Below are 25,931 nucleotides of genomic sequence, written 5' to 3'. Positions count from 1 at the left end.
TCACCTCATATCATCGTAATTGTATTTTGGCACATATTAAATATTAGCATAATGGGGGGTTGTTTTCAACATCTCATATGTCACCGAAATCCGCACAGCAAAAAGGACACCGCAATGCGGTGTCCGAAAGTCATTATTTTCCGTTCATTTCCGAATCGGCTTTCTGTTGGGCTTCCTTTTTCTTACGAACCTCTTCTGCTCTGGCCAGCGCCCGCTCCCGCTTCAGTCTTGTATTCTTATCCATGGAATACCACCACAGGAATGCACAGAAGGAAACGAAGAAGGCTGCCCCTATCAGAATCCAGAAATGACTGACGAAATATTCCATGACTAGTTAGCTTTCTTTGCAGTCTCGCACAGTACTGCAAAGCCTGCCGGATCGTAGATTGCCATCTCGGACAGCATCTTTCTGTTCATCTCGATTCCGGACTTCTTCAGACCGTTCATGAACTTGCTGTAGCTGATGCCGTTTGCTCTTGCTGCAGCGTTGATTCTTGCAATCCACAGTCTTCTGTATTCTCTCTTCTTGTTCTTTCTTCCTACATAAGCAGAACGGAGCGCTCTCATTACAGCCGGATTTGCTGCCTTAAAGTTTCTGCTCTTCTGGCCATAGAAACCCTTTGCCTGCTTGATAACCTTCTTATGTCTCTTGCGTGCTGTTACACCTTTTTTTACTCTTGCCATGTTCTTCTACCTCCCTGATTACTTCGCCAACGATCTCAGCATACGCTTTGTATCTGCACCTGTCAGAATGGAAGACTTTCTCAGTCCTCTCTTTCTCTTAGCCGTCTTCTTCGTCAGGATGTGGCTCTTGTATGCCTTGTTTCTCTTAAGCTTTCCAGATCCGGTGAGCTTCATTCTCTTGCTTGCGCCTCTGTGAGACTTCATTTTGTTCTTTGCCATTACGCTTTCCTCCTAAATAATACTTACTTGTTGCTCTTTGGTCCAAGGAACATCGTCAGACTTCTGCCTTCGAACTTCGGCTTCTTCTCAACTACACCGAACTCGGAAACTTCCTCTGCGAAACGGTTCATCACGTCAAAACCCTTCGCCGTGTAATCCCGTTCTCTTCCCCGGAAACGAAGACTAACCTTGAGCTTATCTCCGTTTTTCAAGAATTTCTTAGCTGTATTCGCTTTGACCTGTATGTCATGCTCTTCGATGAAAGTGCTGAGACGAACCTCTTTGACCTGAGTCACCTTCTGGTTCTTCTTCGACTGCTTCTCTTTCTTCTGAAGTTCATAACGATACTTACCATAATCCAGAATCTTGCATACCGGCGGTTCCGCATTCGGTGATACGTTTACCAGATCCAGGTTGCTTTCTTCGGCCAATGCCAGGGCTTCCTTAATGCTCAGAACTCCTCGCATCTCCCCTTCTGCATCAATAACGCGAACTTCTTTAGCGCGGATCTCTTCATTGATCTGCCTGCTGTCTTTGTCTCTGTGATCTCTACTAATCGCTCTTACCTCCATACATTAAAAAAAGCGGATACAGAAGTATCCGCAACAAAAACAAGATAAAAGCTTGCATATAGTTACCTTATGCACCTGCGTGATAAGGTGAGAAGCGGACAACTTCTTCTTCGACCGTAATATAATACCGTACATTTCCTGCCGTGTCAAGTGTTTTTCTGTGTTTTTTCTTCTGCTATAATGAAAACATCTCGACAGAAAGGATACTCTCATTATATTATGAAAATTCAAGAAATACAACCGGTTATTCTGGCCTCTCAATCTCCGAGAAGGCGAGATATCCTTCAGCAGCACGGGGTCTCCATCGTACTCCGGCCCACCCACACCGACGAACATCTTCTGGACGGGATTTCCCCGGAAGATGCGGTATGCCTTCTTTCCCGGGAAAAAGCCGAAGCCTGCTATCGGGAAATTTGCCCCGAGGAATTCCGCAAAGGCCTGATTATCGCAGCGGATACCATCGTGTACAAGGATGAAATCCTCGGCAAACCAAAGGATGAAGCGGATGCGTTCCGCATGCTTTCCTCTTACCGAAACACCGTTCACCAGGTGATGACCGGCGTAACGCTCATCGATGTCCAAAGCGGCGCCGTTCATTCCTTCTGCGAAACCACCCATATCCGGTGCAAGGACTATACCGACGAGGATATTTGGACTTACATCCGGGAGTGCCGGCCCTTCGATAAAGCCGGTGCCTACGGAATCCAGGAGGATTTCTCGAAGTACATCGACCGCTGCGACGGCGATTATGAGAACGTAGTAGGGCTTCCATTTTCCCGTCTGGAACGGGAAACCGATGAATTTACAGAAAAAATCCGGTAGCGCACAAGCACTGCCGGATTTTTTTTTACATCTTGATTACGTATATGGAAATCAGAATCATCACAGCAAATAATGCCACGATAACCTGAATCACATCTCCGATTAAGCGATCCTCATTCTCAAAGGACATGGATTTGATTTTCAGATTGCCGGATTTTTCCGTCCAGAGATACGGATTGCCCAGACCGGTACCGAAGAACTGCACCCCGTGAAGCACATGACGATCGAACCATCCGAACACACGGTACAGCCCCTTGGACAGCGCTTCGATTATTTTTACCAGCGGTCTCCGATAGAACCAGTCGAAATCCATGCTAATTTCATCGTGCGGCTTCATGATGCTGAGCATGAAGAAGAACGGAATGGCGCCGCCGGCGATGATTGCTACATACTCCATAATGTGCGGAATCGAGAACGGATCCACCATGGTTTTGTAGGTAAGCTGCTGATACAGAAGATCCGGTTCCATGCCAATGACGATGGACATGATGGTACCGATTACCACCGCTGTTGTCATGGAGTTTGTGGCATTCTGCACCTTTACCTGCCGATCGCATTTTCCGAAAAACACGAAATAGTTAATCTTCAGGGTAATGGACAGCAGAGTTCCCACGCCGGCAATGGTAATCATAACCGCCGGGAAACCCTCCCCATATTCGTGCAGACTTTCCATTATCAATGCCTTGCTGGCAAAACCGCTGAGGAACGGGAATCCCGCAATGGCCATGGAAGAAATCAAGAAGCAGAATGCGGTAATCGGCATTTTCTTCCGAAGGCCGCCCAGCTCTGTGATTTTGCAGGTTCCGGTGGCTTTCATAATGGATCCGGCACACATCAGCAGCACGCCTTTAAAGAATATATTGGTTACCGCATGAGCGGATGCACCGTCCACGCCGATTTCACTTCCAACGCCCAACGATGCCACCATCATACCCAGCTGACTGACGATATGGTAAGATAAGAGCCGGCGAATATCGTTCTCCAGAAGCGCCATGCAAGCCGCAAAGATAGCCATAAAAGCACCGACGTAAATCAGCATATGGGTTCCGGAGAAGAAAGTAATCAGCGCATAAATCGCCGCCTTGGTGGTATAGGATCCCAGATATACCGTACCCGGAATGGTCGCCTCCGGGTAGGCATCCGCAATCCATCCGTTAAACGGCGGAATAGCCGCATTGACACCGATGCCGATGAGAATCAGCCAGAACGCCACTCCGTGCATGTTTCCGGACAGATTGGCCAGTCCGACTCCGTTATGGAAGATCTGTACCAGAATTCCGGCCAGCAGCATATTTCCTCCGAAAGCGTGCACCAGAACGTATCGAAACGCCGCCCTGGAAGAACGCCGGCAGTGCCGGGCGTATATGATGTATGTAGATGTGAAGGCCGATATCTCCCAGAATACAATGAAGCTAATCAGATCCCCGGCGAGTACGATGCCCATATTACTCCCCGCATAGATGCAGGTGATTCCCGCTTCCCATTTGTTCTGAAGATCCACGGCATAGATGGCATTGATCACGCCGATGGACACGAAGACCATCAGGAATACCATGGACACACCGTTGGTATCGATCAGTTGGAGTGTCAGATTATCGGTGACCTTAAAGGGCAGCGTGCTGTGACTGTCCAACATCCAAAATACACAAAAGGCACACACTGATCCGGCAAGCGTAAGGTATTTCCGGCATTTTTCCGGAAGCGCCAGAATGATGATTCCAAAGAGAATCATCACTAAACCGGGATGAAGATTGTTCCAGCTCATTTTCTTCCTCCCTTTCTGTCTCGCTTGTCATTTTTCTTTTTACTCAGATTCGCTTTTCGAAGCATCTGCAGCTCCTCTTCTTTTTCCGTGGTTTCGTAATAATTGACATCTCTCCGAAGGGGCTTGTTCATCACTACTTTGGAAAGAAAAATCAGCACAATCGATCCCACAAAAGAGATTATACAATAATATAAGAACTCATTCATCTTACACTCCTACAGGGATAATCCAAAAATCGCATTGCCCGCCATGGCTGCCAAGTCGTAGAGATGCAGCCCGAAATTCGGCATTACGCCCAATATCAGAGAACAAGCCGCCGTAATCATGATCGGAATCAACATCGGCAGGTTGGCCTCTTTTTTTACCGGGAACTGACTGTTGTAAAAATCCCGCTTAAACGCCAGCAGTACCACCGGCATCAAATAGGTCAATGCCAACAGCGCGCTGACAATCAGGGTCGCTACAAAAAACGGCTGTCCCATGGAAATGGCGCCCATGATGATGTTCGCCTTACTGGTGAATCCCACAAAGAACGGGAATCCCGCTACTGCCAGTGAAGCCAGAGTGAAGCAAGTCATGGTCACCGGCATCTGTCGGCCGATTCCGATCATCTCGCTGATGTTTTTTCGGTGAGTGGTCACGAAAATCGCACCGGCACACATAAACAATGTAATTTTCATAAAAGCATGGGCAACGATATGATACAGTGCTCCGGTTGCCGCAAACGGTGACAGAATGGCAATTCCCAAGATGATGTAGGAAAGCTGTCCCACCGTAGAGAAGGCCAATCGCGCCTTGAGATTATCCTTGCGGATTGCAATCAGGGACGAAATCAGAATCGTCGCCACCGCCATCCAAGCCAAGATTTCCGAACCGTGGCAGAAGCGTGCCGCTTCCGGTCCGAACACGTACAACACCACCCGAAGTGTGCAGAACGCCCCGGCTTTCACCACGGCTACCGCGTGCAGCAGTGCGCTGACCGGTGTCGGCGCCACCATGGCCGCCGGCAGCCAGCTGTGAAGCGGCATTACACCGGCTTTCACAATGCCCGCACCAATCATCAGAATAAATACCGCCAGCATCCAAGGCATCGGGATATCGCCGGTGTTCACGAATCCGCCCGGAACAAAATCCATCCTTCCGGTAAAGGAATACAGAATGACGATTCCCGCAAAGAACAGCTGTCCGCTGATCAAGGTATACGCTAAATATTTCCGTCCGGAACGAGTTCCTTCCTCATCCCGATAGTGCACTACCAACGGATAGGTCGCTACCGTCAGCACTTCAAAGAAGATGAAGAAAGTCAGCAGGTTCGCGGAGAAACAGAGTCCCATGGTGGCCGTCAGGCACATGGCGAAAGCGGAATAGTATCCGGTCTGGTTCTTCTCCCCGTGCCCCCGCATGTATCCGATGGAATAGCAGGATGTGACAATCCACAGGGTGGAGGCTACACAGGCGAAAATCATCCCCGCGGCATCCACGGAAAATTGAAGCGGAACCCCCTTCACAATTTCCAACAGAGTGAACCCAATCTCTTTTCCCGCCAAAGCAGCCGGAATCATGGAATACACCAATGCTGCCATCGGAAAAGCCGCCGCAAAGGTAATCGCCTCCCGATAATTCGGAAGAATATGTTCTCCCAATACGTAGATTAAACAGGACGCAATCAGCGGCAGGAGGACAATGATGCCGGGTCTGTAATCCAGAGCAGTCAGAATCATAATGCCACTCCTTTCAGCGAAATCAGCAGAATATCAATTACTTTAACGTTAAATACGCCCAGCAGCAGAATCATAAGAATGCAGGTGACAACCGGAATCATGATGGTAATCGGTGCCTCCGTCACGCCCTTCCCCTCCGGATGCAGCGGCTTTCTGTTTTTATCCGCCTGAACGAATACTTTCTCAATCACCTTGAAGAAATAGACCGCATTCAGCAGTGAACTCAGCACCAGCACAAAGATGTACACATACTCATGGGTCTGTGCCGCTCCGCAAGCCAGATACCATTTGCTGAAGAAACCCACCGTCGGCGGAATGCCGATCATGGACAGTGCCCCCACCGTCAACAGTCCGGCAGTGAATGGCATCCTCTTATATATTCTTCCAAAGTCATTTAAATCAAAGGTTCCGTACTTCCAACTGATGGCGCCCGCCGCAAAGAACAGACCGCCTTTCATAAAAGCATGTCCCAGCATGTGCAGAAAAGCGCCGGCCAGGGCCAACGGGCTTCCGATGGCAAAACCCAGACTGATGTATCCGATCTGAGCCACGCTGGAATACGCCAAAACTTTACGGATATCCTTCTGTGCCATGGCACGAACAGATCCGTAAATCATTCCGCACACGGAAATCACACCGATAATGAGAAGGACGTACCGGAAATATTTAAAGTCCTTCCCGTAGATGCAGTACAGATACCGAAACATGGCGTATGCCGGAATCTTTCCCATGGCTCCCGCAATCAGTGGACGCGCACCGGTATGAGCGTGAGTGTACGCCGACGGCTGCCATCCATGAAACGGAAACAGCGCCATCTTGATGCCGAAAGCTGAAATCAGGAACATCATGGCCATCAACATCGCCGAATCGTTGTTTCCCTGCTTCAAGCAGGCGGCCATATCCGACATGTTCAGGGTACCCGTCACGGAATACAGAATTCCCACCCCCAGCAGGTAGAAGGTCGCCGCAACGGTTCCCACCAGTAAGTACCGGAATGCGGACACAATACCTCGGCTTCCGCCCATGGCAATCAGGCAGTAAGCTGTCAGGGAAGTGATTTCCAGAAACACGTACAGGTTGAACACGTCTCCGGTCATGGTCATGCCCACCATCCCCAGCACCAAAAGTGCATGCATGGTATACGCACCCCCCACCTGAAGCGCATCGCCATTTTTGTCAAAATTGAAGGCAAACATGCAGGAAAGGACCCCCAGCATGCACACCATAATAACGATGACGGCGTTGATGGTGTCCACGGAGAACTCGATTCCGTATGGAATCTTGTATCCGCCGAATATGTAATGGATCGGTCCGTTCTGAATCACCCGCACCAGTTGAACAACGGACAGAACCAGGGATCCGACCAGAGCACCGAACACCACGTCCCGCCCCAAATGTTTATGAATCTTCGACAGCGCTAATGACAGCAACGCCGAACACAATGGTAATAATACAATATATGCAGGCAGATTCTTCATCGGAACTGTTTCTCTCCTTCTATAATATCTTTCTCTTCAATGCTTCCATACTTTTCCTTAATCCGAGTCAGCAAAGCTAATCCTACACCGGTGGTTCCCAGGCTGACAACGATGGCTGTGAGCATCAGACCGTGGGGCAGCGGATTAATGTACTCTGCCGCATGAACGATGTGTTTCATCGCCACCGGAATGGTTCCGGAATTCTTCTGAGCAAAGCAAAGGAAGAAAAAGATTACCGCCACCTGCATGATATTCATGCAGATTAGCTTTTTCATGTAGTTACGGCTGACGATGATTCCGTATAATCCCAGTGTCAGCAACAGCAGCGTGAGAAAATAAATTCCCTTCCCTGCCAGAATTGTCTCAATCTGTGTCATCATCAAAATGCACCCTTTCCATAATCCCGTTGAGAATGGTAATAATCGTCGCCATTACGCAGATAGCCACGCCCACTTCCACCAAAAGCATTCCGGTGGAGTGTTTCTCCAGTGCATGCATCGGAATCGGCAATTTCTCATATTCCAGAAAAACACCGCCGCCCGCCATGCACAGGATTCCGGTCAGCACGTAGATGAAGGTTCCGATTCCGCCCAGTGCGGTGGATTTATCCTTCGGCAGCCGGATGAGGCTGTCCCGTTCCGGAATGACCATCACATCCAGAATGTATGTCATTCCCAGAAGGGCCCCCGCCTGGAAACCGCCGCCCAGACTGATTTCACCATGGAACAGCACGTAGATAGCGTACAGCATAATCATCGGCTCAATCAACGGAATCACTACTTCCTTATTGATGGTGCGGTACACCGGCTTTCCATCCCGGGATTCCTTCTTCCGAACCTTTCGGAACCGAATTCGATTCTTTCGCTCCGGATGGCTGGCCAGAATAAGAACCACCGCCACCCCGGCAATGAACATTACCGTCGTTTCATACATCGTATCAAACGCTCTGTAGTCCACGATGACCGCCGTTACCATGTTCGCCGCATTGGTCTCCGTCGTCGCGTGTTCAATGTAATAATCCGTCGTATGGGTATTCGGCTTGGAGGACGGATCGCCGATTTCCGGCAGGAAATCCAATGTCACAAAAGATGCACCCAGGCAAATCACAATTAATATCAATGGTAGCACTTTCCGCATCACTTGCACCGCCGATCTATATTTCTGAGGGTCATAATGAAATAAATGGTGGAGATGACACCGATTACCGCTTCTGTAAAGGCCACATCCGGCGCCCCCATCACAATGTACAAAAACATGGTGATAAAACTGAATGCGCAGTAGGTCACCACTACCACCATCAAGTCCTTATTAAAAATCACGACCAGCGTGATGGCAATCAATGCCAGCAAAAGCACCGCTTCAAGCATCAGCATCGACATCTCGGTCATCTCCCTTCTCTTTCTTAATTCTCTTTCCGTTATATCCCTGATAATCCCGGGCATGCACCGCCTCCAGAATAATCAGGTTGGTTCCCAGCGGATTGGTGATGAGATAGATTACATATACCAGGAAAACCTTCAGGGACAACAGCGTCAATCCCGTTTTCACCATGATTCCAACGGTCAGAAGGAGTGCCCCCAGGGTATCTCCGATTCCGGCCGCGTGAAGCCGCGAGAAGAAATCCGGGAACCGAACCACACCGATTGCCGCCGTCCAAAGGAATATCGCACCGACCAGAATCAGCGCGGCCGAAATAATTGTCCGTATATCCATTATCTTCTTCCTCCGATAAACTTCGCCAGAATCACCGTCGTCACAAATCCCAGAATGGAATAGCTCAGCGCGATGTCGATGTACATATCGATTCGCCCATCAATTAAGCCCCGCACCAGAATCAGAAATACGATATTCGTGTTCATCACGAACATGGCATTTAACTTGTCATAGACTCCGTTCTTCCGAATCATAAAGAACAGCATCAGAAGCACCACCCCTGTAATTGCCAGCAGAATCGCCGTATAAAAAATCGTCATATGCGCTTCAATCCTTTCTTTGCGGTAACAGTAGTTTCGATCAGGCGAGCCGTCTTCCGGTTCTCCTCTGCTTCCTCCACATCCAATACGCGAAAATCAATCGTCTCACCGAACAGCCGTGCCACCTTTCCCTGCATGGTTCCATCCAGAAGACCTGCCTTCGCTCCTTCCGTCAATGCGTGCACGGAATACGTTCCATCCTCCTGAATGTCCACGGTAACGGTTCCCGGTGTCAGGGTAATGGAATTGGCCAGCAGTGCCCTTGCTGCCGGATTGTCATAATTCGCCTGAAACCACACAATCTGCGGATGCAGCGATTTCTTTCCCCGATACACATTCCAGGTAACACTAAAGGAACTCTTGACGATTTCCTTCAAGAGCCAAAGAAAATAAATAAGCAATCGGATGGGATTGATGTGAATGAGAAAATAATATCGATCCGAATGAACGCCTTTCATATAGAAAGATCTAAAACATAAAAGAGAAATGATGCCTGCGGTCATCACGCCGTAGATAATAAACTTCAATTCAAAGATGCCGGACAAAATGAGCCAGCCGGCTAAAAGGATTACAAACAACTCAACCCAATTACAGAGCGAGGGGTTCTGCCGTTTTTCTTTTTCAACATTGTTCTTCATAGCTTCTCCTAAAATATACCTTTTACAATTATACATAATCTTTTGTGTTTTTACCAGTACAATTCTTGTAAATTTACGGTAACATTACACTTCGTAGTATTGACACATTATAAACATGCGTTTACAAATTCTTTTAAAGCGTGCTATAATGAAACATAAAATAGAGCTTTTTAAGGGGTATCATGAATATTATGAAGAAAATTAAAGAAGGACCAACCGTCACCATGTTCGTACCGTATGACTGCAACAACAGCTGTCCATTCTGTGTGAACAAGGAAGAATATCGAAATTCCTCCAGCTTTGATTTGGATCGCTGCTATCGTTCCTTGGATTTGCTGGACCGGATTTTCCCGCACAACGACGTTGTTTTTACCGGCGGAGAACCTCTGGCAGAGCTGGAAGCGTTGGAAGATATCATCGCCCATGTCGGTGAGACCCATAACCTTTACATCAACACCACCCTGCCGACCAGCGAGAATCAGGATATCCACCGCATTGCGGAAGTCCTGAACCGCCATCAGGATATGATTTCCTGCGTGAACGTATCCCGCCACCTGAAGCATTACGTTAAGGAATGCTCTGACGAGATTTTCGATCTTCTGAAGGTTCGTCACCGCATCAACTGCGTTATTTTTGAAGATGCGAAGGAACCGTCTACGAAGGAGAAACTGATTAAATTCCTGGACCGCTTTAACGGTCACGAAGTTCAGATTCGGGCCAACTACTCCAATCTGACGCTGGAGAACGTTTTTGAGACGGAGGGAGATGACCTGTTCGATCTTCTCTGCGATATTGCGGAATATCAGTATCCGTTGGAGAAAGAACTCTTCCGAACCGGCTTTGTCTTCCATTACAAGGACAGCCTGGTAACCTATCACAAGACCCTGCCGTTCAGCAAGATTGACGGTAAAGTGGGCGACATCATCATCCGCCAGAGCGGACTGATTTATGACGACTGGAACAACTACGGCAGCCCGATGGATATTAACGAACTGACACTGATTTAATGCCAGGAGGTACTGATGAAAAAGTGTGAGGAAAGACAGGAAAAAATCCTGCAGTACATGAAGGATACCATACGGGAGCGCTGTTTTCCTCCAACTGTTCGGGAAATCTGTGCCGCATTGGATATCAAATCCACCTCTACGGTTTTTAAAGATCTGAAAGTACTGGAGGAAAAAGGCTTGATTCGAAAGGATCCCAGCAAACCTCGGGCTTTGGTTGTGGTGGATCGGAATCCGCCGGAACCGCATAACGACATCCCGACATCCATTGACGACACCAATACGACCCTGATTCCGATTATCGGGCGGGTTGCTGCCGGCACTCCGATTCTGTCGGAGCAGAATATCGATGAATACGTTCCCTTCCCTGCACGATTCCTGGGAAAAGGCAACAATTTCATCCTTTCCGTTCACGGCAACAGCATGATTAACAGCGGAATCAATGACGGGGATTATATCATCGTCAAGGAAGAACACGAAGCTCGAAACGGGGATATCGTGGTGGCTATGATTGAAGGGGAATTCGAGGCAGAAGCCACGGTAAAAAGATTCTATCGAGAAGACGGGCACATCCGGCTCCAGCCGGAGAACGACGAGATGGAACCCATCATTGTGCCGGACTGCACCATCATCGGAAAGGTGGAAGGCGTATTCCGTTACCTGAGCTAAACCGGAATGCACGCATTACCGGAAATTGCAGAAATATTAAAAATGGACTTTTGAAACATCAAAAGTCCATTTTTTTATTCTTTTTTAACCATTCTTTATTCGTAATCGTTGGTCAATTTGAACCGATCCAGAACGTAGAACGTCAGTCCCAGAGCCATTCCAACCAGAGCGGCCAGGCTCATGCCCTGCAGCGTGGCGGAACCGATTTTGATATACGCGCCGGAAAGTCCGGTGACGAAAATGACCGAGGTCATAGCAAGATTCCGGGCTTTGGAATAATCCACTTTGGCATCCACCATCAACCGAATGCCGGACGCACCGATCATTCCGTACAGCAGGAAGCTGACGCCGCCCATTACCGGTGCCGGAATGGTTTCAATCAAACCGGAAGCCTTTCCGATAAACGAAAGGAAAATGGAGAATACCGCCGCACCGCCGATGACCCATACGCTGTATACCTTTGTAATGGCCATGACGCCGATGTTCTCACCGTAAGTGGTGGTCGGCACAGAACCGCAGAAACCGGAAAGCGTGGTGGATAAACCGTCCGCAAAGAGAGAACGGTGCAGTCCCGGATCCTTCAAAAGGTCTTTGTCGATGATTTCCGAGGTTACCACCTGATGGCCGATGTGTTCCGAAATCACCACCAGCGATGCGGGGATGATAACCAGAATCGCCTGCAGACTGAATTTCGGTGCGGTGAAATTCGGCATAGCTATCCAGGACTGGGTTTGAAGCGGAGTGAAATCCACAATACCCAAAAGCAGCGCCACGATATAGCCGATGATGATGGCAATCAAAATAGCGATTGCCGATGCGAATCCTCGATACAGCACCTGGCCAATAACGGCAAAAGCCAGCGTCACCAGGAATACGATGACCAGATGAGGATCGATGCGATCGTATCCTTCGGATTTGACAATTCCGCCGTTGGACGCCGCATTGCTCGCCAGTTCCAGTCCGATCAGCGCCACTACCGGTCCCATCGCCGCCGGCGGCAGGATGACATCAATCCAATCCACACCCACATACTTGATGAGAATGGCTACTGCCATGAAAATAATGCCGGTGACGATGAATCCGCCCAATGCGTATTCGTATCCCATCTTATTGATAACAATCAGTGCCGGGGAGATGAAGGCAAAACTGGATCCCAGATATGCCGGCGCCTTCCCCTTAGTAATCAGAATAAACAGCAAAGTACCGATGCCGTTCATGAGAAGCGCAATGGCCGGACTGATTCCCAGGATATACGGAACCAGAACCGATGCACTGAACATGGCAAAGGTGTGCTGAATACTTAACGGAATTCCCATCCGAAGCGGGACCTTCTCATTCACTTGAATAATTCTTCTGTCGCTCATCGTTTCTCCAATCAAACAATCTATAACAATATATTTCCGCTACTTATTATACATGTACCGGAACGAATTTCCTACAATAAAATCCGGTCATCCAATATATAATTGCATTGGGTAATTGTGATGATATTTTCACCTTGAGACGGTCCTGAAACCATTGAAGAATAAGGAAAAACACGGTATAATATGGATATATTTTTGTGTGCAGATGCTGCGAACTCCGCGGTAGAGTAGAGGTAGATTATGAAAGAAAAGAAAGAAAAGGAATCCGCCAAATCCGTCATCATCAATTCGGTGGATCGAAGCATTGACATCTTAGAATATCTCTTTCGTCAGGGAAACGATACATCCATTTCCCAGATCAGCAAAGATTTAGACATATATAAAAGTACCGTATTTCGCACTCTGGCCACGCTGGAGAATCGTGGATACGTCGTTCAGAACAAGAATTCCGATCAGTATTCCATCGGACCGAAGCTGTATGCCTACAGCACCCTTCCCCACAACGATATCATCACCGAGAGCGTGCGGCCGCTGCTGCAGGAAATCAGCGATGCCTATGGAGAATGCGTTACATACGGAATTCTGGAACAGGAATGGGACGGAATGTACGCGAACGTTCCCCTTATCACCATTGAATCCACCCACAATCTAGGACTTTCACGGAAAATCTCCAATCAAACAGAGTGCTATTGTGCGTCTCTCGGGAAGTGCCTTCTGGCATTCTCCGAAAATGTGAACCTGGATGTATATAAGAATGCGGAATTCACCCCGTTTACGGAACATACCATCACCAACTACGAGGATTTGATGAAAGAATTGGAGCTGGTTCGGTACCAGGGATATGCGGTGGATGCGGAAGAACGAGAAATCGGACTGTACTGCCTGGGGGTTCCGGTGCTGAACGGTCACGGAAATGCCGTTGCGGCCATCAGTATTTCCGGTCCGAAATCCAGAGTCAAGGGAGAGCATTTCGAAGAAAAAATTACTTTGATGAAGGAAGTCAGTGCCCGGATTACCCGGGAGGTTTATCTGTAATTCAGCGACGCTGCGGGAAGCCGCGGCGCCGTTTTCTTTTGTACAAAAAGCACGATAATAGGGTAGGAATCTCAAGGACTCCTACCCTATTACCGTTAAAACACTATTTCAAAACACTCCAGTGAAGCATTCCGTTAAGCATTCTTTCCGGCAGCCAGCATTTTCTTGTTGCCTTCGTTGAACTTGCCCTTTCCATGGGATTCAAAGTACTTGCACATGGACGCTTCGAACTCGTCATAAGTGAACAGGCCGGATTCGGAAGCCAGTTTACCCAGAAGAACCAGGTTGGCATTTCCGCCTCTTCCCTGCTCCGTTGCGATATCCGTTGCCGGAATCTCAACGACACGAACGTCTTCACGACGCTTTACGTCCTGATCCAGAGCGTTCTTATTGATGTACATTACGCCATCCTTCGGCATTGCTGCTTCGTATCTTTCTACAGAAGCCTCTACCACCGGACCGTCGTTCTTCATCAGGAATACGATATCCGGATGATCCGCATATGGAGAAGCAATCTTCTCATCACTGATAATTACGTTGCATTCGGAATATCCGCCACGCATTTCATTTCCGTATTTGCAGGTCCAAGTGCACTGCAGGTTCTTGTCTACAGCTGCTTCCATAAGGAGTTTACCAACTGTCAGGACACCCTGTCCGCCCAGTCCTACGCAGATAATACGTCTAACCATCTTTTGTTCCCCCTTCTTATCTGTCAATTACTTCGCCAAGTTCATATACCTTAGAAACCACTTCATCGATGTGCTTCATGGAATCTACCGGTGACATGTGCCAGTTTGTCGGGCATGGTACCAGTACTTCTACCAAGGAGAAACCTTTTCCGGCCTGCTGTTTCTCAATTGCTTTCCGTACCGCCTTTTTGGTACGGTTGATGTTTGCCGGGCTGGTCACGGATGTACGAGCCAGATAAGCGATATCCATGCCCTTCATCAGTTTGAATACATCGGTATTCTCACCGTTATCAACGAAGTTTCTTCCTGACGGTGTGGATGCCGTCTTCTGACCAATCATTGTGGTCGGAGCCAGCTGTCCGCCGGTCATGCCGAATACGGTGTTGTTCATTACGAACATGGTCACGTTCTCGTTTCTCAGCGCTGCGGATGTAGTCTCTCCCAGACCGATTGCATACGCACCGCCATCTCCGGCGATGGTAAGGATGTTTTTGTCCGGACGAACTCTCTTCATTGCGGTGAGTGCCGCACCCATCTTTCCGTGTGGCGGAACGATGGCATCCACGTTCATCCAGAACTGGAACTGGTGGTTACAACCGATATCGGAGCAAATGATGGTGTCGCTTACGATGTCCATCTCCTCCAGAACTTCTGCAAGAATTCTGTTGAAGATTCCGTGGCCGCATCCGCCGCAGAAACGGCTCTCATCATAAAATAACTCAGGTGCTTTCTTTGTAGCCATTAGTATACCTCCTCTTCGTCCTTGCCTTCGAAGACTTCTTTCGCAAACGCCATAACCTCGTCTACGGTATGGATTCTCGGTTCGTCTACTGTCATGGCATATGTATTGAACTTTCCTTTAGTATGAATAATTACGTCCTCACGCATCTGTCCCATCATGTTCACTTCGACCGTTACGATACCCTTGCAGGTTTCCGGAATTGCGTCGAATGCCTTGCTTGGAAACGGCCACAGCGTAATCGGACGAATCAGACCCAGCTTGAAGCCTTCTTCTCTCGCTCTGGTAACTGCTTCCTGTGCCACTCTGGAGGAAATGCCGTATGCAACCAGTACAACGTCGGCATCCTCAACCTGGAAGCTTTCCCATCTCTGCTCTTCTTCCGAGATCTTTCTCATCTTTGCCAGGTATTTGTGGTTCCATTCCTGAACCGGCTCGAAGTAGGTTACGTCGGTTGCAACCTTGTGGTCTTCGCCCGGTTTAACACCACTGATAGTCCAATCCAGGTCGTCCAGACCGTATTCCTTCATTTCTGGAAGAACCACCGGCTCCATCATCTGTCCGATAGTTCCGTCAGACAGCAGACATACCGGGTGACGATACTTCTCTGCCAACTCAAATGCCTCATAAGCCATATCACAAGATTCCTGAACGGAGTTCGGTGCCAGTACGATCAGGTGGTAGTCACCGTTTCCACCGCACTTTACTGCCTGCCAGTAATTATCCTGACCTGCAGAAATGAAACCATCACCAATTCCAAAACGCTGAACGCATGCTACTACGCATGGGATTTCAGCGGATACCCAGTAAGCGATTCCTTCCTGATACAGGGAGAATCCCGGACCGGATGTGGAAGTGAAAGCACGGGAACCCAGGCAGCGAGCTGCGAAGGTCATATTAACACTTTCGATTTCGGAAGCACCCTGAATGAATACTCCGCCTACTTCCTTCTGTCTCCAAGACATCCACTGCAGAATTTCAGACTGTGGAGTAATCGGATATCCCGCATAAAAACGACAACCACCACGGATGGCACCTTCTGCCATCGCCTCGTTGCCCTTCATGATTCTTTTTTCCATAATGTCGTATCCTCCTTACAACCTATAAAATTTCGAAAACCAGATCCGGGCACATGGTGTAGCAACATCCACACTGTACGCACTTCTCCGAATCCACCTGCGGTACCAGATAACCCTTTGCGTTCACCTCCGATGATACACTCAAAGCACCAGGCTTGCAGTTGGCAATGCAAAGATAGCAACCTTTGCAATGTTCAACGTTCAACTTGATTTTCTCCATGATCAGAACCGTCCTTTCCAACAATTTTCGCATTCTTAAAGAAATATCTTTTTAGTCTGTTTCATTCTATAGAACGACGTTCTATAATTTCCTTATTATAGCATCTCCACCAAGTTCGCGTCAACCGGTAGTACGATTTTTCCTATTTTTCTTTTATCCCCTATTTCATCGCCCCCATGAATCAGTCTACTGAAAAAGGACAGATGTCCTGCGCCATTAAAGCAAGAACACCTGTCCTCGTTTATGATATGCCTATCATTCCAGTATATCTTCCGGGGTCACCTGACTTCTCTTCCGAATGGTAAAGCCCGTAAAAGCAAATACGATGGCCACCAGCGGGTTTACGAGATTCAAGAAACAGTATGGTAGGTAGTCCAGTGTCGGCACGTTCAAATACGTACTCATGGCCACCGCGCAGGTCGTCCACGGAATCAGCGGGGACGTCATCGTTCCGAAATCTTCCAGCGTTCGGGACAGATTCTGCGGTGCCAAATCCCTCTTTTCATACTCGTCTTTATACATTCTTCCGGTCAGCAGAATGGACAGGTACTGCTCTCCGCATACCAGGTTCACGAACACTGCGGTAATACCCGTTGCGGTAATCAGCCCTCCGGTTCCCTTCGCCACCTTCAGGATGTGGTTCGCGATGCATGCCAGCATACCGGAGCTGTGCATGATGCCTCCGAAGGTCAGGGAACATAGGATCAACGAAACGGTCCACATCATATTCTGCAGTCCGCCCTTGGACAAAAGCTCGTCCAACGCCTTGTTTCCGGTCTCGCAGGAGTATCCGTAGCTCAGTACGGTACCGATTTCCTCTATGCCCTGTCCCTGCACCAGAAGAGCGCAGATTACGCCCAGAAGCATGCTGGCTACCAGTCCCGGAATAGCCGGAATTTTGAAACAAATCATGAGAATCAGCAGCAGCAGCGGAAGCACAAGCAGCGGTGAAATCACGAACTGCTCTTTGAGGGATACCAGCACGGCGGAAATATCCGACTCCGAAGAAACTTCTCCGGAGAATCGGGTATTCAGAACCGTGTAGCCGATAATTGCAAGGGCATAGCTGGTTCCCGCGGTGTATACCATGTGCCGGATGTGGGCAAACAGCGTGGTTCCCGATACCGCCGGAGCCAGGTTCGTAGTATCCGAGAACGGAGACATCTTATCCCCAAAGTACGCTGCGGATACCACCGCACCGGCCGTCACCGCCGGCGGAATTCCCATTCCGGAACCGATGCCCACCATGGCAACGCCCAAGGTTCCCGCGGTGGTCCAGGCGCTTCCCGTTGCCACCGCTACGATGGAACATACCAGCAAACAGGTGACCAAGAAAAACTTCGGCGACAGAATTTTCAGTCCGTAGTAAATCAATGACGGTACGATGCCCCCGGCAATCCAGGATCCGATAATCATTCCGATAAAACACGCAATCAGAATCGCCTGCATGGCGTTCTGAATGGAATCGATAATACCCTTCTCGATAGTATCCCATTTATTCTTCAGGATTACCACGGCGATAAATGCGGCGATGATGGACGCAAAAATCAGCGGAATCTGTACATCCAAATGGAATATTCTCAACGACCCATAGAGCAATACAAATATCGCAACGATTGGAATCAAGGATATTCCCAAATTTGGCGTATGTGGATTTCCGTCTGCAATCCGATTCTTCTTTTCCATTGTTCTCTCCTCCTCTTAATTGCACCGTGGGGGGAGAGTCATCCATTCTCGCCCCATGAAATTAGAACATTGTTCTATTTTGTGACCAAATTATAGCATAACAACGACAAGTTCAAAACACATATTATTAATTTCACTTTTCCAATCCGAGATGAATTTTGCTGTACTCCTTGCAAATTATGGGTTTAATTCATTTCAAATTTTGATTTAAAAGTTTTTATAGCATCGGATTTTGTGCCCTTTCCATAAAAATAAAAGAAAAATGCGATCTTCCGCAGAAGACCGCACTTTTCCGTGTCGTTATAGGGCTTGCTTAATTCATCATTTAACGCTTATTTCCCGTTATATTCCACATCCTTGCCCTCTGCAAGACGCGCCTGATTCCGCTTGTGCAGACGGATAATCAGAATTGCATCCAGCAATCCAAGGATTACAACTACCAGCTGGAATGTAAACATTTTGGTGTACGCATCAATTGCCGGCAGAGTATCCAGCCAGTGGCTGAACAAGGTGAACTGGAAGATGTCCGGAGAGAATCCCAGAATCGCCGCTACACCGGTGGTGGTTGCGGTAACCGATGCAGGAATTCCGCATTCCTCAATAACCGCATAGTATCCTCTGCCGCCGTAGCAAACGAAGGAAAGTCCGATTACCACGAATATAACGAATGGAACGGAGGAATTCTCGTTTGCACCGAACAGCATGTACAGCAATCCGATAATTGCCACTACATACACGATAATCAGATTCTTGGACTGAGATTTCAATCTGGTTGCAATCTCTCCGCCTACCGGTGCTCCAAGCACCTGGCAGCCGTACTGTCTGAAGATTGCCGCCCATCCGGCGATAACAACCGGAATACCCAGTACGTCTGAGAAGTACGGGGTGAAATATGTCAGTGTCGTCATGAAGGAATACACTGCAAAGATACAGAATGCGAACATCCAGGTTTCCTTATGAGCAAATACCGACAGTACTTCCTTTACCGCATTGTGGTTCTCCTTATCCTTCTTGCTGGCAGCCGCTTCTGCTCTGCTTGCCTCCAGCATTTCCTTGGTCGGATTCGGAATAACAAAGTACAGTGCCACGAAAATGACAACGGACATTGCGATGTTGGCAATAACGGTTGCCTTAATTCCCATGTCCCCTTCTCCTGCATACTGGAATGCCACCATCATCAGAGAAGACTCGATGACATTGAAGATGCCGATGCATGTTTCGTTAAAACCGTATGCTCTTCCCTGTTCATTTTCCGGCCACATCATACGAATAATCTTAATCTGTGTCGGGAAGTTGAACATCAGAGACGCCACAGCGAAACCGATCCACATTGCAATGCACCACACGTAGGAATGCGGATTCAGTAGGAAGCCTACCGCAAATACCACGTTCAGCACGATGGAAATCAAGTAAATCGTCTTATAGTTGAAGCGGTCTGCGAACCATCCCCCAATCGGTGCCAGGAATACGTTTCCCAGTCCGTAAATGGAAAGCAGAAAACTCATCTTTGTTCCGGAAATATCCAAGAATTCGCGGAACGGTTCGTACCAGGTGTACTGAAGATACGGCACCAGGTAAACGATAGCCCAGCCGGCACCCAGCGCCAGCATAGCGATTGTCAGCCGAAGCTTACTCATCTTAATGTAATTAGTATTTTTCATAGTTGCTCTCCCTTCTATTTCGCGCAATCGCTTTTATCCGATGTGCTTCCGGAATACATCCCCCAGAATCCGGATACCGTCGCGAATCTGATCGTCCTTCACCATTGTGAAGTTCATACGGATGGTGTTCTTCACTCCATCGAAGGAGAAGAAAGACTCACCCGGAATGTATGCAATTCCCGCAGCCAATGCATCATCCAGAATCGCATCGCTGTCCAGACCTTCCGGCAGTTCCAACCACAGGAACATTCCGCCTTCCGGATCGGTGTACTTAATTTCTGCCGGGAAGTATTTCTGAATCATCTCTACCATCAGCTCGCAGCGTTCTTTGTATACTACCTGAATCTCCTCAATGTGCTTTTCCAGATCGAACATCTTCAGATAATAGTATGTCAGCATCTGTGTCAGTTCCGGGCTCTGTAGGTCGTTGGTTTCTTTCAGAGATTCAAATGCGGTAGCCACTTCCTTGGAAGCGCATGTCCAAGCAACTCTCATGCCCGGGCTCAGAATCTTGGAGAAAGATCCCAGATAGATGACCTGACCCTTTTTGTCCAGTGCACGTAGGTGCGGCAGCGGCTCGCCCTTGAATCTCAGGTCGCCGTAAGGGTTGTCTTCTACAACAGCAACATCGTACTTTGCAACCACTTCCATGAAGCGTTCTCTTCTCTCCAGCGTCCAAGCCTTGCCGGTTGGGTTCTGGAAGTTCGGAATCACGTAGATCATTTTTGTTTTTGGATTTTCTTCCAGAGCTCTCTCCAGGTCTTCGATTACGATACCATCATCATCGGTATCAACACCGACAAATTCTGCACCATATGGACGGAATGCGTTGATGGCACCCAGGTAGCTCGGGTTCTCTGTGATTACCACATCTCCTTCGTCCAGGAAGGTCATTGCTGCCAGCCCCAAACCCTGCTGAGATCCGGACAGAATGCAGATGTTTTCCTTTGTGCATTCTACGTGCTCTCTGTTGTTCATACGATCTGTCAGGTAGTCCAGCAGAGGGCCGTAACCCTTTGTCAGGCCGTATGCGAAGGCAGTAGCACCTTCTTTTTCCAGCATGGTGTCTGCGGCTTTTCTCAGATCTTCCAGCGGGTACAGTGCCGGATCCGGCAGACCTGCTGCGAAAGAGATCATATCCGACTTTCCGGCAATTCTCTTCTGCACTGCGCGGATACCGGACGGTTTAATGCGGCTCATTCTCTTCGAAAAACTCATGTCTTCATCCTCCTACTACAACTTATAATGGTTAATTTAATTATGGGTAATTATAAATGGTCTATTTTTTGGTTAATCTATTATGGGTATTATGGTTTATCTAATTCACGGTTATTTCTACTTGTACTCTCTTGACGGCTCTTCTCCGCTCATTACACGAAGTGCGCCCAGTGCCAGAGCAATCATCTCATACTCACCCGCAACGACTTCCATCGGTGCAACGTTCTGGGTCATACGCTGAAGTTCCGATGTCACCTTCTTGGAGTGAGCAATTCCTCCGGTAACGATGATCCGGTCCACCGGTTCGTCAAATGCCGGAATATAGGAGCAGATTTCCTTTGCAGTCTCATAGATGAATGCATCATATACCAGAGCTGCCTTTCCGTCTCCTTCTTCAATGCGCTTCTCAATCTCTCTGGAATCTTTCGTTCCCAGGAAATCATACATGCCGGCGAATTTGCTGATTTTGTCTACCATTTCGGATTCCGTGTACTTACCGGAATAACAGAGCTGAACCAGCGGATAGGTCGGCAGAGAACCGCAGCGCTCCGGGGAGAACGGACCGTTGGTGCGGCCGCCGGAACCATCCACCATCTTTCCCTTCTTGTGGGCACAGATGGAAATTCCGGATCCCAGGTGGGCAACGATGAAGTTGCAGTCCTCGTACTTCTTTCCAATCTTACCGGCAATGGATCTGGCAACTGCCTTATGGTTCAGTGCATGGAACCAAGCCGGACGCTCCAGTTCCGCAAGACCGGTGATTCTTGCCTTATCCATCATTTCATCCACTGCCACTGGGTCGACAATGAATGAAGGTACGCCGATTTCGTCGCCGATGGACTTCGCGATTACCGCACCGAGGTTCGATGCATGCTCACCGCATACCGCATTTCTGAAGTCTTCAATCATGCGATCGTTTACCGCATAGGTACCGCCCTCTACCGGCCGGCAGAGACCGCCTCTTCCGGCAACACAACCAAAGTCTGGAATCGAATATCCGGCTTCTTCCACGGTCTTTACAATCAGGTTCTTCCGGTACTCAAATTCGTCAAAAACATGTGTGTACGGTTTCAGCTCCTCGGCAGTGTGGTCGATTGACGCTTTGAAGAGTTCTTGATCATCTTCAAATACTGCAATCTTGGTGCTGGTGCCACCCGGATTAATAATCAGTATTTTCATTCGCATCCTCCTTGTGAATGACGTATGGTTTTACGAACTTTATGTTCTATTGAATGGAACAGTATTCTGTTTTCGCAATAATTATAATATTTCCACCCCTTGATGTCAATTCAGAAGAATGTCTATTATTTCACCATCATAAAAAAAGAATAAATTCTTCTTCGATAACGTTCAAAAATGTTAATTGCGTCTCAACAAATGCCGAATTATTGCGGTTTTGCTCCATCTCGGCTATAATGATGTTAATACACAGAAAAAAGGAGGCTCCCATGCCATCGCATTACGCCCATTATTATTTTGGAAAAGAAGTCATTCGGGTAATGCCGGGTGATGCGAAAGATATCATCAATTCCAATGCAACCAGCATCGACGCCTACATGATAGGCCTTCACGGTCCGGATTTTCTGGCATTCTATCGCCCTTGGCACAGCAATCGCTTGAGCCGGGAAGGCCGTCAGATTCACCACTCTGCCGGGAGGGATTTCTTTGAACGCGCGACCGGAATCCTCCGAAAGAACCCATCACCCGAAACGTACAGTTACGTGTTGGGATGCGTCACTCATTTTATTCTGGACGCCGCATGCCACCCTCTGATATCGGAATTCATGAAAGAAACCGGCCAGACCCATGCGAAGATTGAACGGGACTTCGACAGCTATATCCTCGGAATCTGCCGCAAATCCCCTCGAAAGGTGAACCTGGACCGAGTTTTCCCCCACTCTAAGAAAATCGACGAGCTTATATCCGGATTCTACGAGAGCACGAACCGCCGAAATACTCAGGAAGCCCTTGAGACCATGAATCGGGTACTGACCCTGTTCAGCCGCCCCAATACCGCTACAAGAAATGCCACCTATCGGATTCTTTCTGCCGTTCCCAGCAGGGCCATTCAGAGCCGCCGAGATATGATCTACCGAGACGGAGACGAAAGACGAACCTCCGTCAGCAGTGTGAAGCTCTTCGACACCCTGAACAAATCCGTTATGCCGGCCTCCGCAGAAATGGATTCCTTTATGAATCACGTCCTGCTGGATACACCGCTGGACGAAACATTTGATTTGAATTATTTAGGGGTACTTCCTGAATAAAATGCTCCACGCAAAAAGCACTGCCTCTGCGGCAGTGCTTTTCATATTGTTTTCTGTTTTCAAATCCTAAGCAATCATCTTCACGCCGAAAGTCAGCCAGGATACGATCAATCCGGCAATTACAACTCCCAGAACCACCGCCGGGAAGGCCTTCTTGAAATCCAGCTCCATCATGGCCGCCACCAAACAGCCCGTCCAGGCACCGGTTCCCGGCAACGGTATCGCCACCAACAGCATCAATCCGAAAAACTCGTATTTCTCCACGGTTTCCTTCTTGGATTCCGCCTTCGCTTCCATCTTGCACACAAAAGCGTTCAAGCCTTCACTTTTGGTTCGCAGCCACGCGAACACTCTCTTGGTAAAAATAATCAACGCCGGAACCGGAATCAGGTTTCCGATAATCGAAAGAATCAACGCTTGACTCACGCTGAGACCTTCCACTACGCCATATGGAATAGCCCCTCGAAGCTCTATGACCGGCACCATCGCCATTAATAATGTTGTAAGTGCAACTCTCAAAATTATCCTCCTTATACAATAACAAGAGAAATCTTATCACAGGAAAATGACCGTTTCAAGTTGTTTTGATGAAAAAAGGGAACCGCTTTCGCAGTTCCCTTTCCCTTAATTCTTTTATGAAAATCCAATTCGCTTCACCGGATTCTAGAAGTCCTTGTTCACCTTTCTCTCCACATACTTGGTGTGCAGAATATGGTGTGCCTTCTCGCTTCCCGGTTCACCGAAGTAGGATTTGTACAGTTCGATGATTTCCGGATTCTCGTGAGATTTACGCAGCGGCTTGTTCTTGTCCAGCTCGTACAGTCCCTTTGCACGAAGTGCACGAACGTCTACGAAGTTTCTGACAGAGGAATCCACAATTGGCTGTCCACCGCCGTTGACGCATCCGCCCGGACATGCCATGATTTCCACGAATGTGTAATTCTTCTCGCCGGAACGGATTGCATCCAGAACCTTCTTCGCATTGGCCAGACCGCTGGCTACTGCCACGTTCACTTCCAGGCCGCCAACGTTGTAGGATGCTTCCTTCACACCTTCTACGCCACGAACATCGGTAAATTCTACGCATTCCAGCTCTTCGCCGGTAATGGTCTCCACTGCCGTTCTCAGTGCCGCTTCCATAACGCCACCGGTTGCACCGAAGATGACTCCCGCACCGGTGTAGTCGCCCAGAGGGCTGTCGTACGGCATTTCCGGCAGGTTGACAAAGTCGATGCCGGCTTCGTTAATCAGGCTGCCCAGTTCTCTGGTGGTCAGGGAGTAATCCACATCCTGTACGCCTGCCGCATCCTGGTCCGGTCTGTCGCACTCGAATTTCTTAGCGGTACATGGCATTACGGATACCGATACAATCTTGTCTACCGGAATTCCCATGGTTTCCGCGTAGTATGTTTTTACTACCGCACCGAACATCTGCTGCGGAGATTTGCAGCTGGATACGTTCGGGAGCAGGTCCGGATAGTAGTGTTCGCAATACTTAATCCAACCCGGCGAGCAGGAGGTAATCAGAGGCAGTGCTCCGCCGTTCTGAACACGATCAATCAGTTCGTGAGCCTCTTCCAGGATAGTCAGATCTGCCGAGAAGTTGGTATCGAATACGCGATCGAATCCCAGACGGTGCAGTGCAGCGGACATCTGTCCTTCTACAACGGTTCCGATCGGAAGTCCGAAGCATTCGCCCAGACCCACACGAACGGACGGTGCTGCCTGAACGACAACGAACTTATCCGGATCTTCCAGTGCAGCCTTAACCTCAGCGGTAGAATCCTTCTCATAGAGGGCACCTACCGGGCAAGCTGCCACGCACTGTCCGCAGTTTACGCAACTGGTCTCTGCAAGCGGAAGGTCAAAGGTACTTCCGATGTATGTATCGAATCCACGGTTGTTTGCGCCGATTACGCCGATTCCCTGAAGGTTTTCGCAGGCTCCCACGCATCTTCTGCAAAGAATACATTTGTTGTTGTCTCTGACGATGGATTTGGAGCTGGTATCTACGCTAAAAGAATTCTTCTTTCCGGCATAGTAATCCGTATCTGTCACGCCGTAGCGCTTGCACAGCTTCTGCAGCTCGCAGTTGTTGTTTCTTACGCATGCCAGACAGTCCATGTTGTGATCGGAAACGATCAGCTGCAGGGTCTTTCTTCTGGATTCTCTCAGTCTTTCGGTATTGGTGTGTGCCACCATTCCGTCACTTACCGGGAATGCACAAGCGGTTACCAGACCTCTGGCACCCTCCACTTCACACAGGCACATTCTGCAGGCGCCAATTTCGTTGACGTCTCTCAGATAGCACAGAGTCGGAATGTCAATTCCGGCTGCATGTGCAGCATCCAGAAGAGTGGAGCCTTCCGGAACTGTGACTTCAATATTATCGATTGTTAATTTGATATCTCCCATTTCTGTAACCTCC

30 protein-coding genes and 1 other annotated feature are annotated in these 25,931 nt (G+C 48.6%); of the genes, 5 read left to right on the top strand and 25 right to left on the bottom strand.

Annotated elements, in window-relative coordinates:
* Positions 1–133: 133 nt before the first annotated feature.
* The 4 genes from PUE40_RS02020 to infC form a co-directional block, all read right to left on the bottom strand.
* The gene (locus PUE40_RS02020; RefSeq protein WP_277671737.1) at positions 134–328 is read right to left on the bottom strand and encodes a hypothetical protein; all 195 of its coding nucleotides are present in this window, start codon (positions 326–328) and stop codon (positions 134–136) included.
* A 2-nt stretch (positions 329–330) separates the two neighbouring features.
* Positions 331–684 (bottom strand): 50S ribosomal protein L20, encoded by a 354-nt coding sequence (rplT, locus tag PUE40_RS02015; protein ID WP_154553486.1) that lies wholly within the window; start codon positions 682–684, stop codon positions 331–333.
* An 18-nt stretch (positions 685–702) separates the two neighbouring features.
* Positions 703–903, bottom strand: a complete 201-nt coding sequence (gene rpmI / locus PUE40_RS02010; protein WP_154553485.1) for a 50S ribosomal protein L35 — start codon at positions 901–903, stop codon at positions 703–705.
* Between the two features lie 23 nt (positions 904–926).
* Positions 927–1,475 carry a translation initiation factor IF-3 gene (gene infC / locus PUE40_RS02005; RefSeq protein WP_154553484.1) on the bottom strand — a complete coding sequence of 183 codons (549 nt, stop codon included), beginning with the start codon at positions 1,473–1,475 and terminating at the stop codon, positions 927–929.
* Positions 1,474–1,592, bottom strand: a sequence feature (ribosomal protein L20 leader region). Its footprint overlaps the gene before it by 2 nt.
* 102 nt (positions 1,593–1,694) lie before the next feature.
* Here infC and PUE40_RS02000 point away from each other — a divergent pair.
* On the top strand, positions 1,695–2,297 hold the full coding sequence (locus PUE40_RS02000; RefSeq protein ID WP_277671736.1) for a Maf family protein: 603 nt from the start codon (positions 1,695–1,697) through the stop codon (positions 2,295–2,297).
* A 25-nt stretch (positions 2,298–2,322) separates the two neighbouring features.
* Here PUE40_RS02000 and PUE40_RS01995 read toward each other — a convergent pair whose 3' ends face one another.
* Genes PUE40_RS01995 through PUE40_RS01950 form a run of 10 tightly spaced genes read right to left on the bottom strand, consistent with a single transcriptional unit; the run spans position 2,323 to position 9,872 of the window.
* Positions 2,323–4,062 (bottom strand): proton-conducting transporter transmembrane domain-containing protein, encoded by a 1,740-nt coding sequence (locus PUE40_RS01995; protein ID WP_277671735.1) that lies wholly within the window; start codon positions 4,060–4,062, stop codon positions 2,323–2,325.
* Positions 4,059–4,268 carry a hypothetical protein gene (locus PUE40_RS01990; RefSeq protein ID WP_154553481.1) on the bottom strand — a complete coding sequence of 70 codons (210 nt, stop codon included), beginning with the start codon at positions 4,266–4,268 and terminating at the stop codon, positions 4,059–4,061. Before PUE40_RS01990 ends, PUE40_RS01995 begins: the two co-directional genes overlap by 4 nt.
* 9 nt (positions 4,269–4,277) lie before the next feature.
* A complete protein-coding gene (locus PUE40_RS01985; RefSeq protein WP_277671734.1) occupies positions 4,278–5,783 on the bottom strand; it encodes a monovalent cation/H+ antiporter subunit D family protein in 1,506 nt (501 codons plus the stop codon).
* Entirely contained in the window at positions 5,780–7,261 is a 1,482-nt protein-coding gene (locus PUE40_RS01980) for a complex I subunit 5 family protein (RefSeq protein WP_154553479.1), read from the bottom strand. The genes PUE40_RS01985 and PUE40_RS01980 overlap by 4 nt, the downstream gene beginning before the upstream one ends.
* A complete protein-coding gene (locus PUE40_RS01975) occupies positions 7,258–7,641 on the bottom strand; it encodes a sodium:proton antiporter (RefSeq protein ID WP_277671733.1) in 384 nt (127 codons plus the stop codon). Before PUE40_RS01975 ends, PUE40_RS01980 begins: the two co-directional genes overlap by 4 nt.
* Complete coding sequence (gene mbhE / locus PUE40_RS01970; protein WP_206157240.1) at positions 7,625–8,380, bottom strand: hydrogen gas-evolving membrane-bound hydrogenase subunit E; 756 nt, start codon at positions 8,378–8,380, stop codon at positions 7,625–7,627. Before mbhE ends, PUE40_RS01975 begins: the two co-directional genes overlap by 17 nt.
* Before the next feature lie 17 nt (positions 8,381–8,397).
* Positions 8,398–8,649 carry a Na(+)/H(+) antiporter subunit B gene (locus PUE40_RS01965; protein ID WP_235898145.1) on the bottom strand — a complete coding sequence of 84 codons (252 nt, stop codon included), beginning with the start codon at positions 8,647–8,649 and terminating at the stop codon, positions 8,398–8,400.
* Entirely contained in the window at positions 8,621–8,974 is a 354-nt protein-coding gene (gene mnhG / locus PUE40_RS01960) for a monovalent cation/H(+) antiporter subunit G (RefSeq protein WP_154553476.1), read from the bottom strand. The genes PUE40_RS01965 and mnhG overlap by 29 nt, the downstream gene beginning before the upstream one ends.
* A complete protein-coding gene (locus PUE40_RS01955) occupies positions 8,974–9,234 on the bottom strand; it encodes an MrpF/PhaF family protein (protein WP_154553475.1) in 261 nt (86 codons plus the stop codon). The genes mnhG and PUE40_RS01955 overlap by 1 nt, the downstream gene beginning before the upstream one ends.
* Complete coding sequence (locus PUE40_RS01950) at positions 9,231–9,872, bottom strand: Na+/H+ antiporter subunit E (RefSeq protein ID WP_206157238.1); 642 nt, start codon at positions 9,870–9,872, stop codon at positions 9,231–9,233. Before PUE40_RS01950 ends, PUE40_RS01955 begins: the two co-directional genes overlap by 4 nt.
* A 191-nt stretch (positions 9,873–10,063) precedes the next feature.
* Between PUE40_RS01950 and PUE40_RS01945 the strand changes: the two genes are divergently transcribed.
* Together PUE40_RS01945 and lexA are read left to right on the top strand one after the other, a co-directional pair.
* Positions 10,064–10,879 carry a radical SAM protein gene (locus PUE40_RS01945; protein ID WP_277671732.1) on the top strand — a complete coding sequence of 272 codons (816 nt, stop codon included), beginning with the start codon at positions 10,064–10,066 and terminating at the stop codon, positions 10,877–10,879.
* Positions 10,880–10,894: 15 nt separating this feature from the next.
* Entirely contained in the window at positions 10,895–11,545 is a 651-nt protein-coding gene (gene lexA / locus PUE40_RS01940; RefSeq protein ID WP_154553472.1) for a transcriptional repressor LexA, read from the top strand.
* Positions 11,546–11,640: 95 nt separating this feature from the next.
* Here lexA and uraA read toward each other — a convergent pair whose 3' ends face one another.
* Complete coding sequence (gene uraA, locus PUE40_RS01935; protein WP_154553471.1) at positions 11,641–12,909, bottom strand: uracil permease; 1,269 nt, start codon at positions 12,907–12,909, stop codon at positions 11,641–11,643.
* A 240-nt stretch (positions 12,910–13,149) separates the two neighbouring features.
* On the opposite strand from uraA, the gene PUE40_RS01930 reads away from it, so the two are divergent.
* Positions 13,150–13,944 carry an IclR family transcriptional regulator gene (locus tag PUE40_RS01930; RefSeq protein ID WP_154553470.1) on the top strand — a complete coding sequence of 265 codons (795 nt, stop codon included), beginning with the start codon at positions 13,150–13,152 and terminating at the stop codon, positions 13,942–13,944.
* 134 nt (positions 13,945–14,078) lie between these two features.
* Here PUE40_RS01930 and PUE40_RS01925 read toward each other — a convergent pair whose 3' ends face one another.
* The 8 genes from PUE40_RS01925 to buk form a co-directional block, all read right to left on the bottom strand.
* Positions 14,079–14,633, bottom strand: a complete 555-nt coding sequence (locus PUE40_RS01925; RefSeq protein WP_154553469.1) for a 2-oxoacid:acceptor oxidoreductase family protein — start codon at positions 14,631–14,633, stop codon at positions 14,079–14,081.
* Positions 14,634–14,649: 16 nt separating this feature from the next.
* A complete protein-coding gene (locus PUE40_RS01920) occupies positions 14,650–15,375 on the bottom strand; it encodes a thiamine pyrophosphate-dependent enzyme (RefSeq protein WP_277671731.1) in 726 nt (241 codons plus the stop codon).
* Entirely contained in the window at positions 15,375–16,451 is a 1,077-nt protein-coding gene (gene vorB, locus PUE40_RS01915) for a 3-methyl-2-oxobutanoate dehydrogenase subunit VorB (protein WP_154553467.1), read from the bottom strand. Before vorB ends, PUE40_RS01920 begins: the two co-directional genes overlap by 1 nt.
* A gap of 22 nt (positions 16,452–16,473) precedes the next feature.
* Positions 16,474–16,671 (bottom strand): 4Fe-4S dicluster domain-containing protein, encoded by a 198-nt coding sequence (locus PUE40_RS01910; protein WP_154553466.1) that lies wholly within the window; start codon positions 16,669–16,671, stop codon positions 16,474–16,476.
* Between the two features lie 255 nt (positions 16,672–16,926).
* Positions 16,927–18,357 carry a Na+/H+ antiporter NhaC gene (gene nhaC / locus PUE40_RS01905; RefSeq protein ID WP_277671730.1) on the bottom strand — a complete coding sequence of 477 codons (1,431 nt, stop codon included), beginning with the start codon at positions 18,355–18,357 and terminating at the stop codon, positions 16,927–16,929.
* A gap of 332 nt (positions 18,358–18,689) precedes the next feature.
* Positions 18,690–20,018, bottom strand: coding sequence for an MFS transporter (locus PUE40_RS01900; RefSeq protein ID WP_277671729.1), 1,329 nt, complete (start codon positions 20,016–20,018; stop codon positions 18,690–18,692).
* 33 nt (positions 20,019–20,051) lie between these two features.
* Positions 20,052–21,236, bottom strand: a complete 1,185-nt coding sequence (locus tag PUE40_RS01895; protein ID WP_154553463.1) for an aminotransferase-like domain-containing protein — start codon at positions 21,234–21,236, stop codon at positions 20,052–20,054.
* Positions 21,237–21,353: 117 nt separating this feature from the next.
* On the bottom strand, positions 21,354–22,415 hold the full coding sequence (gene buk, locus PUE40_RS01890) for a butyrate kinase (RefSeq protein WP_277671728.1): 1,062 nt from the start codon (positions 22,413–22,415) through the stop codon (positions 21,354–21,356).
* A 269-nt stretch (positions 22,416–22,684) separates the two neighbouring features.
* Between buk and PUE40_RS01885 the strand changes: the two genes are divergently transcribed.
* On the top strand, positions 22,685–23,503 hold the full coding sequence (locus PUE40_RS01885; protein ID WP_277671727.1) for a zinc dependent phospholipase C family protein: 819 nt from the start codon (positions 22,685–22,687) through the stop codon (positions 23,501–23,503).
* 66 nt (positions 23,504–23,569) lie between these two features.
* Here the strand turns inward: PUE40_RS01885 and PUE40_RS01880 are convergent, their stop codons facing one another.
* Both PUE40_RS01880 and PUE40_RS01875 read right to left on the bottom strand, forming a co-directional pair.
* Positions 23,570–24,022, bottom strand: coding sequence for a COG2426 family protein (locus tag PUE40_RS01880; protein ID WP_235898144.1), 453 nt, complete (start codon positions 24,020–24,022; stop codon positions 23,570–23,572).
* A 144-nt stretch (positions 24,023–24,166) separates the two neighbouring features.
* Entirely contained in the window at positions 24,167–25,918 is a 1,752-nt protein-coding gene (locus PUE40_RS01875) for an NADH-dependent [FeFe] hydrogenase, group A6 (protein ID WP_277671726.1), read from the bottom strand.
* Positions 25,919–25,931: the final 13 nt, after the last annotated feature.

Origin of the sequence: Mogibacterium kristiansenii, assembly GCF_029224645.1 — a bacterium.
Taxonomy (GTDB): Bacteria; Bacillota; Clostridia; order Peptostreptococcales; family Anaerovoracaceae; genus Mogibacterium_A; species Mogibacterium_A kristiansenii.
This window is presented reverse-complemented; position numbering and strand designations above follow the sequence as displayed.